Origin of the sequence: Pseudomonas sp. C9-3 (assembly GCF_032392015.1) — a bacterium.
Classification (GTDB): domain Bacteria; phylum Pseudomonadota; class Gammaproteobacteria; order Pseudomonadales; family Pseudomonadaceae; genus Pseudomonas; species Pseudomonas nitroreducens.
The window spans coordinates 468,879-482,678 of the sequence record NZ_CP135919.1; the positions used below are offsets into that span (position 1 = coordinate 468,879).

The 13,800-nt window shown below is 65.7% G+C and carries 14 protein-coding genes; 5 read left to right on the forward strand and 9 right to left on the reverse strand.

Annotation, left to right across the window (positions count from 1 at the left end):
• Window positions 1-2 precede the first annotated feature (2 nt).
• A complete protein-coding gene (locus tag RS899_RS02175; protein ID WP_233299301.1) occupies window positions 3-2,783 on the forward strand; it encodes a PAS domain-containing sensor histidine kinase in 2,781 nt (926 codons plus the stop codon).
• 60 nt (window positions 2,784-2,843) lie between these two features.
• On the opposite strand, the gene RS899_RS02180 is transcribed toward RS899_RS02175, so the two are convergent.
• From RS899_RS02180 to RS899_RS02190, 3 genes are all read right to left on the reverse strand, one after another.
• Window positions 2,844-4,316, reverse strand: a complete 1,473-nt coding sequence (locus tag RS899_RS02180) for an inorganic phosphate transporter (protein ID WP_054906553.1) — start codon at window positions 4,314-4,316, stop codon at window positions 2,844-2,846.
• Between the two features lie 285 nt (window positions 4,317-4,601).
• Window positions 4,602-4,817, reverse strand: a complete 216-nt coding sequence (locus tag RS899_RS02185; protein ID WP_024764111.1) for a hypothetical protein — start codon at window positions 4,815-4,817, stop codon at window positions 4,602-4,604.
• A 222-nt stretch (window positions 4,818-5,039) separates the two neighbouring features.
• The gene (locus RS899_RS02190; RefSeq protein WP_024764112.1) at window positions 5,040-6,116 is read right to left on the reverse strand and encodes a sigma-54 interaction domain-containing protein; all 1,077 of its coding nucleotides are present in this window, start codon (window positions 6,114-6,116) and stop codon (window positions 5,040-5,042) included.
• A 223-nt stretch (window positions 6,117-6,339) separates the two neighbouring features.
• Here RS899_RS02190 and RS899_RS02195 point away from each other — a divergent pair, with 223 nt between their 5' ends.
• On the forward strand, window positions 6,340-6,648 hold the full coding sequence (locus RS899_RS02195; RefSeq protein WP_054906552.1) for a PsiF family protein: 309 nt from the start codon (window positions 6,340-6,342) through the stop codon (window positions 6,646-6,648).
• Between the two features lie 264 nt (window positions 6,649-6,912).
• Here RS899_RS02195 and RS899_RS02200 read toward each other — a convergent pair whose 3' ends face one another.
• From RS899_RS02200 to dmeF, 3 genes are all read right to left on the reverse strand, one after another.
• Window positions 6,913-7,047 (reverse strand): hypothetical protein, encoded by a 135-nt coding sequence (locus RS899_RS02200; protein ID WP_017519380.1) that lies wholly within the window; start codon window positions 7,045-7,047, stop codon window positions 6,913-6,915.
• A gap of 78 nt (window positions 7,048-7,125) precedes the next feature.
• Entirely contained in the window at window positions 7,126-8,055 is a 930-nt protein-coding gene (locus RS899_RS02205) for a pseudouridine synthase (RefSeq protein WP_315808975.1), read from the reverse strand.
• A gap of 85 nt (window positions 8,056-8,140) precedes the next feature.
• A complete protein-coding gene (gene dmeF, locus RS899_RS02210; protein ID WP_315808976.1) occupies window positions 8,141-9,088 on the reverse strand; it encodes a CDF family Co(II)/Ni(II) efflux transporter DmeF in 948 nt (315 codons plus the stop codon).
• A 61-nt stretch (window positions 9,089-9,149) separates the two neighbouring features.
• On the opposite strand from dmeF, the gene RS899_RS02215 reads away from it, so the two are divergent.
• Window positions 9,150-9,425, forward strand: coding sequence for a metal/formaldehyde-sensitive transcriptional repressor (locus RS899_RS02215; protein WP_024764116.1), 276 nt, complete (start codon window positions 9,150-9,152; stop codon window positions 9,423-9,425).
• A gap of 12 nt (window positions 9,426-9,437) precedes the next feature.
• Here RS899_RS02215 and RS899_RS02220 read toward each other — a convergent pair whose 3' ends face one another.
• A complete protein-coding gene (locus tag RS899_RS02220) occupies window positions 9,438-9,668 on the reverse strand; it encodes a DUF2789 domain-containing protein (protein WP_024764117.1) in 231 nt (76 codons plus the stop codon).
• A gap of 169 nt (window positions 9,669-9,837) precedes the next feature.
• Between RS899_RS02220 and RS899_RS02225 the strand changes: the two genes are divergently transcribed.
• The gene (locus RS899_RS02225; protein WP_315808977.1) at window positions 9,838-11,040 is read left to right on the forward strand and encodes an MFS transporter; all 1,203 of its coding nucleotides are present in this window, start codon (window positions 9,838-9,840) and stop codon (window positions 11,038-11,040) included.
• A gap of 97 nt (window positions 11,041-11,137) precedes the next feature.
• Here the strand turns inward: RS899_RS02225 and RS899_RS02230 are convergent, their stop codons facing one another.
• On the reverse strand, window positions 11,138-11,755 hold the full coding sequence (locus tag RS899_RS02230) for a glutathione S-transferase (protein WP_315808978.1): 618 nt from the start codon (window positions 11,753-11,755) through the stop codon (window positions 11,138-11,140).
• A 128-nt stretch (window positions 11,756-11,883) separates the two neighbouring features.
• On the opposite strand from RS899_RS02230, the gene RS899_RS02235 reads away from it, so the two are divergent.
• Window positions 11,884-12,774: a LysR substrate-binding domain-containing protein gene (locus tag RS899_RS02235; RefSeq protein ID WP_315808979.1), complete on the forward strand. Its 891-nt coding sequence runs from the start codon at window positions 11,884-11,886 to the stop codon at window positions 12,772-12,774.
• Window positions 12,775-12,845: 71 nt separating this feature from the next.
• On the opposite strand, the gene ppk2 is transcribed toward RS899_RS02235, so the two are convergent.
• Window positions 12,846-13,667, reverse strand: a complete 822-nt coding sequence (gene ppk2 / locus RS899_RS02240) for a polyphosphate kinase 2 (protein ID WP_054906546.1) — start codon at window positions 13,665-13,667, stop codon at window positions 12,846-12,848.
• Window positions 13,668-13,800: the final 133 nt, after the last annotated feature.

Below are 13,800 nucleotides of genomic sequence, written 5' to 3' on the forward strand. Positions count from 1 at the left end.
GGATGTTCGATTTCTGGCGCTCCAGGCCCCGTGGCCAGCATGAGATGAACGAAAACCCGCTGCCAAGCCGGCCCCTGGCCGCACGGCGGCGCCCGGCTCTGCCGGTGGAGGAGTTGGCCGAGCCCGTGGTGACCGGCCACTGCGACCTGTGGCTGGAGCTGGACAGTCGTGACCGCGTCATCGCCCGTGGCGGCAGCCAGGCCCACAGGTTGCTGCCGCCGCTGCCGGGCAATGGGGATCTGCCGGGGCTCGGCGATTATCTGGATCGCCGAATTCCCGGCGGCATGCAGGTATCCAGCCTGCGCGGCGGCGAGCGCCTCGACCTGGTGCTGCGCAGCACCGGTGACCTGCCGCTGGTCTGCCGCTTCCGCGCCGTCCTGCAGCCCAACGAGCATTGCCTGTTGCTGGGCACGGACATCTCCGACCTGAACTGGCAATCCGACAACCAGCAGCACAAGTTGCAGTGCCTGAACCTCAGCAAGCTCCTGCTGGCGCGCCTGCGCCATAGCTCCCAGCGCCGCCTCGGTGAGGCGGTAAGCGAAGTGCTGGAGGCCTTCTGCAGCAACTTCCACATGCGCAGCATGGCGCTCTTGCTGGAGGCTCCGGACCAGAGCCTGCGGGTTTTCGCCTGCTACGTGCAGCCCGGATTCGACAGCCTGCTGCGGGAAAACCTGGCGCTGCCCGGCGACGAGCTGCGCACGGCCAGCGGTGCCTGCCTGCTGGGGGCGGATGACAGGCCGTCGGAGCTGCTGCGTACCCTGTGCTGCGCCCAGCTCTACCTGATTCCGGCGCCTGTGCGGGGCGGGCGCCTCGCCGGGCTGCTGGCCGAACCCATGGAGCACGGCGGCACCTGGCCAGGGCTGGCCCCGAGCGATTGGCAGTACCTGGCGGAAATCCTCACCAACCTCGTGCACGAGCGCACCGAACTGCACAGCCTGCGCGATAGCAGCCGGCGCCTGAGCCTGTTGCAGGACATGGTCGGCGGTGGCTGGTGGCGCTTGCGGGTCGACGAGAACCTGTTCGAACTGTCGCCGGCCGTCGCGGCCAGCCTCGGCCTGGCGGAAGGGCAATTGCAGTTGGCCCTGGCCGACCTGCTGGCCCTGTTGCACCCGGCTGATGCCGACGAGCTCGGCCTGCGCCTTCGCAACCTGCAACCGGGCGGGCGGCTGGTCCAGGACCTGCGCCTGCGCAGTGCAGCGTCGACCCAGACGCGCCGCTGGCTGCGCCTGCAGGGACGACGGCAGGCCCGCGCCGGCGACCAGTTGATGGACGGCGTGCTGCTGGATATCAGCGAGGGCAAGCTGCAGGAAGAGCAGGCGCTGGCCGCCCATGCCCGGCTGCGCAACCTGATCGACAGTGCGCCGGTGGTGATCTACGTGCAGCGCGTCGAAGAGGGACACCTGATCCCGGAGTTCTACAGCGAGAGCGCGGGCAATATTCTCGGCCTGGACCTGCAGGGGCAGAGTTGGCAGGCACTGGCCGAACGGGTGCATCCCGAGGATCTGGAGGCCTTCCTCGACCGTGGCCGCGAATTGCTGCGCGAGGGCCGCGTGCGCACCGAGTACCGCCTCTGCGACAGTAGCGGCGAATGGCACTGGCTGTATGACGAGGCCAAGCTGCTGCGGGATATCCAGGGCATTCCGCAGGAGGCTGTCGGCCTCTGGCTGGATGTCACCGAGCAGCGTCTTGCGGCATTGCAGATCGCTGAAAGCGAGGAGCGCTACCGCGTACTGGTGGAAGACTCGCCGGCGCTGATCTGCCGCTACGACCCGGACCTGAGGCTGACCTTCATCAACCGCACGTTCGCCCAGGTGCTGGGCGAACCGGTGGAGGCGCTGCTGGGTCGACGGTTGGACGAATGGCTGTCGCAACAGGATTGCAGTGCCTTGCGAGCGCGCCTGGTAGGCGGTGGCCAGGGCGCGGCGGATGACTCCTGGGAGCTGCGTTTCTGCCTGCCCGGCCAGCGCAACCTCTGGCTGATCTGGTCGGACAGACCGCTGCTGGATGCCGAGGGCCGGCTGGTGGAAGTCCAGGCGGTGGGCCGCGACAACACCGCCGTGCGCCATGCACAGCAGCAGTTGGCGCAGGGCGCGAAGATGGCCAGCCTGGGCGAGATGGTCAGCGGCATGGCCCACGAGATGAAGCAGCCGCTGCACGTCATGCGCATGTCCCTCTACAACGCCCGGCAGAAGCTGGGCGAACCGGAATACCTGAAGGAAAAGCTGGAGCGCGCCGACGCGCAGATCGATCGTCTATCACGGGTGATCAGCCACATGGGCGTGTTCAGCCGTAAATCGGAGCTGGAAGCCGCGCCCTTCGATCCCTACGACGCCTGCGAAGGCGCCATTGCGCTGCTGGGCGAAAGCCTGACGCAGCAGGGCATCAGCCTGGAGTGCCGGCCGCCGGCGCAGCGGGTGGTGGTGCGCGGCTACTCCGACCAGCTCGAGCAGGTGCTGATCAACCTGCTGGCCAACGCGCGCGACGCGCTGCTCGGGCGGGGCGAGGAGGGCGCCCGCTGGGTCGGCGTGGCGCAGGAGCCGTGCACCGACACCGATTGGGTGGAGCTGCACGTGCGCGACAACGCCGGCGGTATCGACCCGGCTGTGATGGAGCGCATCTTCGAGGCCTTCTTCACCACCAAGCCCATCGGCAAGGGCACCGGGCTGGGGTTGTCGGTGAGCCACGACCTGATCCGCAACATGGGCGGCAGCCTGTCTGTGGATAACTACAAGGGCGGCGCGCGTTTTGTCATCCGCCTGCCGCGACAGGCCGTGAGTCTCTGAGGGCTCGGAAATGAAAAACGCCTGCGGATGCAGGCGTTTTTCGTGGCGCGTGACGCAGGCTCAGCCGATGAAGCGCGAGGACAGCCAGAACAGGCCGGCAGCCAGCGCGATCGACACGGGCAGGGTCAGTACCCAGGCCATGAGGATGTTGCGGATCGTGCTGCCTTGCAGGCCGCTGCGGTTCGCCACCATGGTGCCCGCCACGCCCGAGGACAGGACGTGCGTCGTTGAGACCGGCAGGCTGTAGATGTTGGCCATGCCGATGGCGGCGGTCGCGGTGAGCTGGGCGGCGATGCCCTGGGCATAGGTCATGCCCTGCTTGCCAATCTTCTCGCCGACGGTGAGCACCACGCGCTTCCAGCCGACCATGGTGCCGATGCCCAGAGCCAGGGCCACCGCGATGATCACCCAGAAGGGAGCGTATTCGGTGGTGCTGGTCAGGTCCTTGCGCAGCTTCTCCAGGTCCGCCTTCTCGCGCGATGGCAGCTCGGACAGCTTGCCGACCTTCTTCGCGGTGTCGTCCAGGCACAGCAGGTAGCGGCGTACCTGCACGCGCTCATCGTCGTTCAGCTCGGTGTAGCTGGAAACGCCGTGCAGGTCGCTCAGCAGGCCCTTGAGGGTCGCCTCGGTCTGTTTCGGCTCGCAGCGGTACAGGTCCGGCAGGTCCGCTTCGTTAGCCTTGCCCAGGGCGAGCATCTCGCCGAGGGTGTCGGAGTGGCGGTTGTAGAACTGCTGCAGGTGGATGGCGGCGTCGCGGGTGCGCTCGATCTGGTAGGTGGTGCTGTTCAGGTCGAGGACGAACTTCGCCGGGACGATGCCGATCAGCACCAGCATGATCAGGCCGATGCCCTTCTGGCCGTCGTTGGAGCCGTGCACGAAGCTCACGGTCATGGCCGAGATCACCAGTACCAGGCGGTTCCAGAACGGCGGGTGCTTCTTCTCGTCGACGTCGCGGCGGGTTTCCGGCGTCTTGTGCATCTTCGACAGCGGATACAGCCACTTCAGGCCGATCAGCAGTGCGCCGGCGACGAGGAAGCCGGCCAGCGGCGAGAAGATCAGCGACAGGCCGATGTCGATGGCCTTGCCCCAGTTGATCCCGTCGGCCACCGGCACGCCGTTGATCAGTGCATTCGCCAGGCCCACGCCGAGGATCGAGCCGATCAGGGTGTGCGAGCTGGAGGCCGGGATGCCGAAGTACCAGGTACCCAGGTTCCAGGTGATGGCGGCGGCGAGCAGCGAGAACACCATCGCCAGGCCGTGGCCGGTGTTCACGTTGATCAGCAGTTCCACCGGCAGCAGGTGGACGATTGCGTAGGCGACGCCAACGCCGCCGAGCAATACGCCGAGGAAGTTGAAGATGCCGGAGAGGATCACCGCGCGGTACGGGGACATGGCCTTGGTATAGATGACCGTGGCCACCGCGTTGGCGGTGTCGTGGAAGCCATTGATGAACTCGAAGGCAAGGACGAACGTGAGTGCCAGCACCAGGCTGATACCCACCCAGAGATCGAGTCCGCTGAAGAGATCGAACATGAAAATTCTATGACCGGTCGGAGACGGGGCGGCGATTATGCCAGAAGCTTGGAGCACCGTATTCAGCCTGAAACGGTTTCTCCAATTTGCGCGACGCCTCGTCGCACGGCGCTTTCAGGCAGGGTGGAAAAAGTTTGCAATGCTTCCACGCGGGCCGCCGGCCCATCGGATGAGTGTTTGCAGGCCAACTGGCGGGCTCCCCCACGGAGCACTGCTCGCCCATCGCCTCAAGATTTTCCCCGGCAGATTCCGGGGGAGTCTTTCGGCCTGGGGCCGTACCTGCGATTAAAGGGACGGGGCTTCCAGATCCTTTTTCAGTCGTTCTTCTTCGATTCTTTCCAGCTCCCGGTCGAAGGCCTTGTCCTGCACGCTGGGTCGCTTGCGCCAGGGCTTCTTGCCGGGTTCGGGCTGGGCGGCATAAAGGGTCACTTCGCCGCCCTGTTCATCCTTGAAACGTTGCTCCTGGCGCTCCAGTTCCGCGCGCAGTTCGTCTTTGGTCACGATCATTCCTGATGAATAGCTGATGACTTGAAGCTTTGAAGATGGGCCTCGCACGGGCAATGCACACCGCGCCGGGGTGTCGTTCTGGCAGTGTAGACGTTCAGTGGGCGCTGGCGTGCCGGCCGGAAAAACGGCGCGGATTATAACCTTTGCCGGGGGGCGGCCGGGCGATGAGCGCCGACGGACGGTTTCAGCCCAGCGCTGACGGGGGCTGAAACCACCTCAGCCGGTGCGGCTGAGGTTCAGTTCGCCGATCTTCTCCAGGCGCGCCCGGACGATGTTGCGGCTGATGCCCAGCAGACGGCCAGTCTGTAGCTGGTTGCCGTGGCAGAAGTGGTAGGCGGTGCGGAACAGGACTTCCTCGACATGCTCGTAGAGGTCGGGCTTGTTGCTTTCGAACAACTCCAGCAGCGCCTGCTCCAGCGTCGCCTCGACTCGCGGGGCGAGGGCGTGGGGGAGGTGGTCCTGGCGCAGCAGGTCGTGGCGCGGAGCGGAGGGCAGCTCGGCCAGTTGCAGATCGCCCGGCTGCACCTGCTGGTTGCGGCACACCAGCAGGGCGTGGTGGATGGCATTCTCCAGCTCGCGGATGTTGCCCGGCCAGGTGTGGCCCAGCAGCTTGCGTTCGGCCTCCGGGCTCAGCGACGCACGGTTGTAGCCCAGGCGCTGGCAGTGTTCCTCGAGGAAGAACTCGGCCAGCGGCAGGATGTCGCCGGGGCGCTCGCGCAGTGGCGGCAGGCGAATGGTGGCGACGTGCAGGCGGTAGAACAGGTCTTCGCGGAAATGCCCGGCCACCACGGCGTCGGCCAGGTTGACGTTGGTCGCGGCAACCACCCGTACATTGATCGGTACCGGCGTGCGCGAACCCAGGCGCACGACTTCGCGCTCCTGCAATACGCGCAGCAACTTCACCTGCATGTTCAGCGGCAGGTCGCCGATTTCGTCGAGGAACAGGGTGCCGCCGTTGGCCGACTCGAACCAGCCGGCCTTGCTGCTGGTAGCGCCGGTGTAGGCGCCTTTCTCGTGGCCGAACAGCTCGCTCTCCACCAGTGTCTCGGAAAAGGCCCCGCAGTTCACCGCCACGAAGGGGGCGGTGCTGCGTCGGCTGAGCTTGTGGATATGTCGGGCGACCAGTTCCTTGCCGGTGCCGGTCTCGCCGATGATCAGCGCGTTGGCCTCGCTGGGCGCCAGGCGCTCGATGCGGTTGAGCAGCTCCTGCGAGCGCGGGTCCTTGAACACCAGCACCGTGGCGCGGACCGACTTGGTTTGCTCGCGGGCATTGGGAAGGGTCAACAGCGACATGGCAGGTTCCTGGCGTACCGGATGGGTGGCAGCGCCATACTGCGGCATTTTTGTTATTTCAAAAAATTATCAATTAGAATTTATATATAACCAATTGTCTTCTTAGGCCGTGGAAACGGTCACGGGGCTGGCGACGCCAACCGCTGCATCGCGTTGCAAGCCTCGCGAATGCTGGGCTGCGAGCTACGCTCAGAGTGGCAATTCCATCCTGGGAGACCACTCCATGACCACCGTTCGGATTCCGCTGCTCGTCCTGGCCCTGCTGTTTTCGGCGCAAGGCTTTGCTGCCACCGCCGCGCAGACCGCGCAGCAGGAGAAGATGAAGTCCTGTAACGCCGATGCCACCGCCAAGACGCTGAAAGGCGATGAGCGCAAGGCGTACATGAGCACTTGCCTTAAGGCTGGCGGCGGCGACGCCAAGAAAATGACCCCGCAGCAGGAGAAGATGAAGACCTGCAACGCCGATGCGACCACCAAGGCGCTCAAGGGCGACGAACGCAAGGCGTTCATGAGCACCTGTCTGAAGAAGTGAGGATGGGCGCGGCAGGGCCGCGTGGGATACGAAAAGGGCAGCCGTGGCTGCCCTTTTCGTTTGTGACGGGTTCGCGAGCAAGCTCGCTCCTGCAGTCGGATTCCACTTCGGCGTGTTCTTCGCAGGATCGAGGAGGACGCCTGGTCCTCGCTCGCGAACCTGACCGGGCCTACAACCCGGAAAAAACCAGCCAGGCCGCGGCCAGTGCGTAGAGGACGATCACCGCATCCATGCGCAGCGCAGGCGGGAGTCGCCGCACCAGATTCATTTCTTCGCCACCGCGGACCAGAAGCCCTGGGCATTGCGGAAGGGCTGGCGGGCCATCTGTTCGGGACGGGTGATGCCGTCGGCACGCAGGGCGTTGACGAGGGCGGAAAAGGACTTGGCGCTGTAGCTCATGTTCGGCTCCCGATGCTTTCTCTCCTTGGGGTGGAGCTATGAAAACACCGGGGCCACTATCGACGGAAATGGATCGTCTTAAGGGTGACCATCGATGAAATTGATGGAAGGCCAGGAGAGCTCCAGCTGGCTCCTGAAGTGCCGCGCCTCGCCGGTGACCGGGTCGATGAACTCCAGTTGCCGGGCCAGCAGCTTCAGCGGCTTGTCGAAGTCTTCCGGCGGACGTTCGCCGCGCGGTGGCAGCGTCGGGTAGAGCGGATCGAAGCACAGCGCCGCGCCCAGGCCCGACATGTGCACGCGCAGCTGGTGACGTTTGCCGGAGACCGGGTGCAATCCATAGCGCCACAGGGCGCCGCGCTGTTCGAGCACCTCGATGCGGGTTTCGCTGTTGGGCGTGCCGTCCACTTCCTGCATGCGGATGAAGGGATCGCCCTCGACCATTCGCGAACGGTGCACAAGGGGAAACTCCCGCTCCGGCAGCGCTGGCGCGATGGCTTCGTACATCTTGTGGATGCGCCGCTCGCGGAACAGCGCCTGGTAGGCATCGCGGTTGTCCGGGTTGGTAGAGAACAGCACCAGCCCGGCGGTGAGCCGGTCGATGCGGTGCAGCGGTACCAGCAGCGGGTTGTCCAGGCGCCTGGTGAGACGGGCGAGGAGGGTTTCCTCGACGTATTGACCGGCAGGCGTCACCGGCAGGAAGTGCGGCTTGTCCGCCACCACCAGGTGTTCGTCGGCATACAGGATGCTCTCCTGGAAGGGGATCGGCGTTTCCTGCGGCACCTCGCGGAAGTAGTGGATGCGCAGCGCTTCGCGGTAGGGGTGCTCGGGGCCGATGGGCTGGCCGTCGTTGTCCAGCACCTTGCCGCGCGCCATGCGGTCCAGCCAGGTGTCGCGGCTGATCGCCGGGAAGCGCGCGCACAGGCAATCGAGTACCGTCGTCCAGGGGCCGGCGGGCAGGTGCAGGATGCTGGCGCGTTGCTGGGCGGTGGAGAAGCGGGAGCTGGGCATGCGGGCGGGCGACCGGGGTTCGACAGGCTGCGCATTAGGCCGTAGCGGCGTGGCGGTCGTCAAAGCCGCCACGACTTCCGGTCGTTCACGCGGGGAGAGGGTTGATCTCCACCGTGATGTGCGCCAGTTCCTCGTGGACCTGCAGGCGCCGGCGCACCAGCTCCGGCGTCAGATTCCCGCTGCTGGCGAGGCTGAGGATGCAGGCATAGCGCGACTTGCCTACGCGCCACAGGTGCAGGTCGGTGATCCGCGCCGGTTGCGGCAAGCCGGCGACCACCTCGCGGATTTCTTCCACTACCGGGTCGTTCATTTCGGCATCCAGCAGCACCCGGCCGCTCTGCTTGAGCAGGCCGATCGACCAGACGGCCACCAGTACGGCGCCGATCATGCCCATCAGCGGGTCGAGCCAGGCGGCGCCCCAGATCAGGCCGCCGATCAGCGCGATGATCGCCGCTACCGAGGTGGCGGCGTCGGCCAGCACGTGCAGGTAGGCGGCGCGCAGGTTCAGGTCGTGGTCATGGCCGTGATGATGGTCATGACCGTGATGATCGTGCCCGTGATCATGGTCATGGTGATGCTCGCCGCGCAGCAGCCAGGCGCAGGCCAGGTTCACCAGCAGGCCGATGACCGCGATGGCGATGGCCTGCTGGTAATGGATCGGCGAAGGGGAGAGCAATCGGGCGACGGACTCGAACATCATCAGCGCCGCCACGCCCAGCAGCAGGATGGCGCTGGTATAGCTGGCGAGGATCTCGATCTTGAAGGTGCCGAAGGCGAAGCGTGCGTCGCCCTTGAAGCGCCGCGCCGCCACGTAGGCGAAGAACGCCAGGCCCAGCGCCAGGGCGTGGGAACTCATGTGCCAGCCGTCGGCGAGCAGCGCCATGGAGTTGAACACCCAGCCGCCGGCGATCTCCACCACCATCATCACGACGGTCAGCAGTGCGGCACGCAGGGTGTTGCGCTCGGCCAGGGGATTGCCTTCGTGGAACTGGTGGTCGTGGCGACCGTCTTGCGAGGGGGCGGCATGCTGCATGATGATGGTCCGTAGGATCAGTCTGGATACTATACCCCAGTATACCTTTGGAGCTTTTGACGTGGGACATACCATCAAGGACCAGAAGAAGCTGTTGACCCGGGTGCGCCGCATCAAGGGCCAGAGCGAGGCGCTGGAACGGGCGCTGGAGGCGGGCAGCGAATGTGCGGCGATCCTGCAGCAGATCGCCGCCATCCGCGGCGCGGTGAATGGCCTGATGGCCGAGGTGCTCGAGGGCCATCTGCGCGACCATCTGGGCGCCGAGGACCGTACCGCGGCGCAGCGCCACGAAGACCTGGAACAGGTCATGGGCGTGCTGCGCTCCTATCTCAAGTGAGGTAACGGCGGATCAGTTGGACAGCCGAACCGCCAGTTCGTCGGCTTCCTCGGTCCAGTCCGAATCCTGTTGCAGCGCCTCGCGCAGGAACTGCGACTGGGCCTCGTTCCAGAACGGCGCGTCCGGCAGTTTCTGGCCTTCGGCGAGGCGGTGGCTGCCGAGGAAGGCATCGATCTCCTTGCGCCCGTCGGGCAGGCCCAGTTGCTTGAACAGGGCGCCCAGGCTGTGCTGGCTGGTATCCATGACGATCTCCTTGCTGCAGGTGGAGCGCACCGCTGCGGCGCGCGGCAATGGAACAACTATAGGAGCATCGAACGGCGCGCGAGGTTCGGATTGGCAATCGAGGCGGAAATAGATAGCCTGCTTTCAATCGTCCCCGCACACGCTCCGCCACCCACCGTCAGGCCCGTCCATGAGCTCGTCCGAGCAGCGAACCGCCTCCGTCACCCTGCGCATCCTCGCGACCGTCGTCTTCACCTTCGTCCTGTTCCTGAGCATCGGACTGCTGCTGCCGGCGCTGCCCGGTTTCGTCCATGAAGGCCTGGGCTACTCGACGGTGATCGCCGGCGCGGTCATCGGCCTGCAGTACATCGCCACCCTGGTATCCCGGCCGTTGGCGGGCCACATCGCGGACACCCACGGTGCCAAGCGCGCCGTGCTCTATGGCCTGGGTGTGCTGGGCATCGGTGGGGCGCTGGTGCTGGCTTCCACCAGCCTCGAATCGGTGACCTGGCTGAGCCTGACGCTGCTTCTGGGCAGCCGCCTGCTGTTCGGCCTGGCGCAGGGGTTGCTGGGGATAGGGACGGCGAGCTGGGGCATTGCGCTGGTGGGCACGCAGAACACCGCCAAGGTGATTTCCTGGAATGGCATCGTCAGCTATGGCGGCATTGCCATCGGTGCGCCACTGGGGGTGACCATGTCGGCTTCGCTGGGCCTGTGGAGCCTGGGTGTGAGCATCCTGGTGCTCACCGCGCTGGGCTGGCTGGCGGCCCGCAACCGCGCGGAGGTGCCGACCATCCCCGGTACGCGCATGGCCTTCCACGCGGTGCTGGGCCGCGTGCTGCCCTATGGGATGTGCGTGATGCTCGGCTCCATTGGCTTTGGCACCCTGGCGACCTTCATTACCCTCTATTACGGCAGCCAGGGTTGGGCCAATCCGGCCTGGTGCCTGACCGCCTTTGGCGTCTGCTTTGTCGGCGCGCGGCTGATCTTCTCGGGCATGGTCAATCGCTTCGGCGGCTTTGCCGTCGCGGTGGTCTGCCTCGGCGTGGAAGTCTTCGGCCTGCTGCTGCTCTGGCAGGCGCCGGGGCCGGGCTTCGCGCTGCTGGGCGCGGCGTTGACCGGCTGTGGCCTGTCGCTGGTCTATCCGTCACTGGGTGTGGAGGCGGTGCTGCGCATCCCGGCCAGCAGCCGCAGCGCGGGGCTGGGCGCCTACGCACTGTTCTTCGACCTGGCGATGGGCGTCGCCGGCCCGCTGATGGGGCTGGTCGCCGCCCGTCACGGCTATGCGTCGATCTTCCTTGTCGCCGCCGGGCTGGCGCTCTGCGGCTTCTTCATCTGCTTCGTGCTGCTGCGCTTCACTCGCCAGCAGCATGAGGAACTGCCGAAGGATTGAGCGTCAAGGCGCGTGGGAGCGGACTTTGTCCGCGATAGATCACCGTCGCGCAGAGAACCCATCGCGGACGGAGCCCGCTCCTGCGCTCAGCGAGAGATCACACCGGCGGGAAGGCCTTGAACACGTCCAGTGCCTCGGCCTGTTGCGCCCAGTCACCTACCGCCGGATAGCTGTCCGCCGGGATGTGCTCCGAGTGCAGCAGCTGCACGAACGTCCAGGCCACCGCGATGCTCAGGCCGGCCTGGTCCAGCGGCGCGGCGGCATCCAGCGACATTTCGCGCAGCTCGCTCTCCAGTTGTGCCAGGGCGGCATGCAGTTGCTGGTCGACCCGCTCCTGCCAACTGGCCAGTTGCTTGTCATCCGGCCGCTGTTGCTCGTAGTAGTGTTGCACCGCCTTCTCCATGACTGCCAGCGCGAGGCCCAGCAGACGCGTGGCGCGCACCCGTGCGGCCGGTTCGGCGGGCATCAGGCTGCGGCCGGCCAGGTGTTCGAGGCAGTCGATGATCAGGGTCGAGTCCATCAGCACCTGGCCATCGCCCAGTACCAGGGTCGGTGCCTTGACTACCGGGTTGATGCCGCGGAATTCCTCGTAGGTGCGGAATACCGACAGCGACTGGTGGCTGAACTCGATGCCGAGCAGGCGCAGGGTGATGGCGACACGGCGCACGTAGGGCGAGTCGAGCATGCCGATCAGGTGCGGAAGCTTCTGTTGCATGGGCACATCCTGTTAGTGGAAATTGCATGGTGGCTGGCGCAGTCCTCCGCGCGCTGGCCATGAATCTAGCGGCTTTGACCCCTGGGTAATAGCGACGATTAGTGACCGATTCGGTTAGGAAAACTTACATGAGCGCATTGCCACCGCTCTCCGCCCTGCGCAGCTTCGAAGCTGTCGCCAGGCTTGGCAGCGTGACCCTCGCCGCCAGTGAGCTGCACGTCACCCACTCGGCCATCAGCCAGCAGGTGCGCCAGCTGGAGAGCCTGCTGGGCATCACCCTGCTGCAGCGCGAAGGCCGAGGGCTGCGGCTGAGCGAGGAGGGCCGCCTGTATGCCCTGCAGATTCGCGGCGCGCTGCGCGATATCGCCGAGGCGACTCGGCTGGCGAAGGCCCGCCCGGGGGAGGACGAACTGGTGGTGGCACTCACGCCGTCTTTCGGCCAGAAATGGCTGTTGCCACGTCTGCCCGGATTCCGTGCGGCTTATCCACAGTACCGCCTGCGCCTGCTGGCCAGCCTGGAAGTGATGGACCTGCGCCAGGGGTTGGCCGATGTGGCCATTCGCATCGGCCAGGGACACTGGGAAGGGCTGGCCCGGCAGCGCCTGTTCGAGGACGAAGTGGTGGTTGTCGCTTCGCCGGACTTCAACGGAGGGCACCTGCCGACAACGCCGGAAGCGATTCTTCGATGCCCGCGCGTCACGGGGTTTGAGTCCTGGCTGGGCTGGTGCCAGGCGGCGGAAGTGGCAGTGCCCCAGGAGCCTGCGGAGTTCGTGGTGAACGATTCCAACCTGAGCATCGAGGCGGTACGCATGGGCCAGGGCATCGGCCTCGAGCGTCGCAGCCTGGTGGCCGCTGCGCTGCAAAGCGGCGAGCTGGTGGCGCTGAGCGACCTGCGCGTGCCCTACGGCTTTCCGTACTGGCTGGTGTGGCCCGAGCGCGACGCGGCCCGGGCCAAGGTGGCGGCATTCGCCGGGTGGCTTTCCGGCGAAGTGGAGGCCTATCTCCAAAGCATTGCGTGAACCGCTCCCGAGCAACTACAGCTTCCGTGGACAGATGATCCAGGGCCGGCGTGTGCCGACCCCGGTTGGCCTCAGAATTTCTCTTCGATGTAGTGGATCGGATAGTCGGGGCTCTTGTACTTGCCGATCTTGCCGCGCTTGGGCAGCTTCACTTCCTCACGCGGGATTTCCTTGTACGGCACGTGCTTGAGGACGTGGCTGATGACGTTCAGGCGCACGCGCTTCTTGTCCTCGGAAGGGGCCACGATCCAGGGCGCCCAGGGCGAGTCGGTAGCGGCGAACATCAGGTCGCGGGCGCGGGTGTATTCGTCCCAGCGGGTGAAGGACTTCACGTCCATGGGCGAGAGCTTCCAGATCTTGCGACCGTCGGTGATGCGGTCCTTGAGGCGGCGCTCCTGCTCCTCGGGGCTGACCTCCAGCCAGAACTTCAGCAGGATGATCCCCGACTCGGTGAGCATGCGCTCGAACAGCGGGGTCACGGCCAGGAACTTGTCCGCCTGTTCTTCAGTGCAGAAGCCCATCACCCGCTCGACGCCGGCGCGGTTGTACCAGCTGCGGTCGAAGATCACCACTTCACCGGCCGACGGCAGGTGGCGGATGTAGCGCTGGGCGTAGAGCTGGGATTTCTCCCTTTCAGTGGGCGTGGGCAGCGCCACCACGCGGAACACCCGCGGGCTGACGCGCTCGGTGAGCGCCTTGATGGTGCCGCCTTTGCCGGCGCCATCGCGGCCCTCGAAGATGATGCAGACCTTCAGGCCCTTCTGCACCACCCATTGCTGCAGCTTGACCAGCTCCACCGACAGCTTGCGCAGGTGCTCTTCGTAATCCTTGTTCTTCATTTTTCCGGTTGTTTCGGGGATTGGGGTATTCGCCTTGCTCTTCTTCTTGCCCATCACGTCCTCCTTGGGGGGAAACACACAGTGTGCGAATGAGCATAGCGGGTGGTGCGGCTCGAATCGGTGCTATTGAGCAAACGACACGATCGGATTGTTCGCCGGGTGCTTGTCGCCAGCTCCTACAGATTCG